Below are 903 nucleotides of genomic sequence, written 5' to 3'. Positions count from 1 at the left end.
GAGTCCGTCGCGCGCCCACACCGGCAGGCCCCGCCACCTGCTCCACAGTCCGGACATGGCGGGAGCGTAGGGCGGCACCGGCGTTGCGGACGTCTGTCGCTCGGCCGATCACCCGTCTGCCGGACGGCGCGACGGTTCGGCCGCCGGACGGACGCGGAGGACGCGTGGTCCGGCGAGCGTGGACGGCGTCCGGCGCGACGGTCGCGCCGACCGAGGAGGAACCGACCATGACCACCACCGCTCTCCCGGAGGCCACCGGCCGTCGTGTCCGGTCACCGCTCCCGGCACTGGCCGGCCTCGGCGCGCTCGCCGCCTTCGCCGGCGCCGTCGTCGTCTTCAACGACCTGCTCCGCGGGGCCGAGACCCCCGAGGAGGCGGCGTCGGCGATGGAGGGCGCACCGCTCGGCCTGACGGCTGTTCTCGTGGGGACCTACGCGCTGCTGGCCATCGCCGTCAGCGGGATGCTCGCCGCGCGGCTGGCCCGCGGCGGCGAGACTGCGGCGATCCGGCTGCTGCCGCTGCTCGGTGCCGGGCACGTGCTGCTGCTGACCGCGGCGTTCACTGCCCCGGCCGCCGCGGTCGCCGTCGGGACGATGGTGTTCGACGGGGGCGTCACCCCGGGCGCGGCCGAGGTGGCGCTGGTGCTGATGAACGTGGCGCACCCGATCGCCGCCTGGGTGGGTGCCGGGTTCCTGATCGCGGTGGCCCTCGCGACGAGGGCGGCGGGTGCCTCGCGGATGCTGTTCGGCGGAAGCGCCGTCCTCGCCGTCGGGCTGCTGCTGCCGCCGGTCGGCTGGGCGGTCACCTACCTGATGGCACTCTGGTTCGCCGGCGTCGGCATCTGGCTCTGGCGTCGCGGCTGACCGGAAACGTTCCCGCGGGAACGGGGTCAAGACCTCAGAC

Annotated in this window: 1 protein-coding gene; it reads left to right on the top strand. The window is 75.4% G+C overall.

The window, feature by feature from the left end; translation table 11 throughout:
• The first annotated feature begins 227 nt into the window (after positions 1–227).
• The gene (locus tag E4P40_RS27740; protein ID WP_135161491.1) at positions 228–863 is read left to right on the top strand and encodes a hypothetical protein; all 636 of its coding nucleotides are present in this window, start codon (positions 228–230) and stop codon (positions 861–863) included.
• The last annotated feature ends 40 nt before the right edge of the window (positions 864–903 follow it).

It is taken from the genome of Blastococcus sp. CT_GayMR20 (genome assembly GCF_004570345.1).
This window is presented reverse-complemented; position numbering and strand designations above follow the sequence as displayed.

Bases quoted from the DNA above. Each gene is read 5' to 3' on its own strand.
- E4P40_RS27740 (WP_135161491.1), top strand. From the start codon at position 228: ATGACCACCACCGCTCTCCCGGAGGCCACCGGCCGTCGTGTCCGGTCA.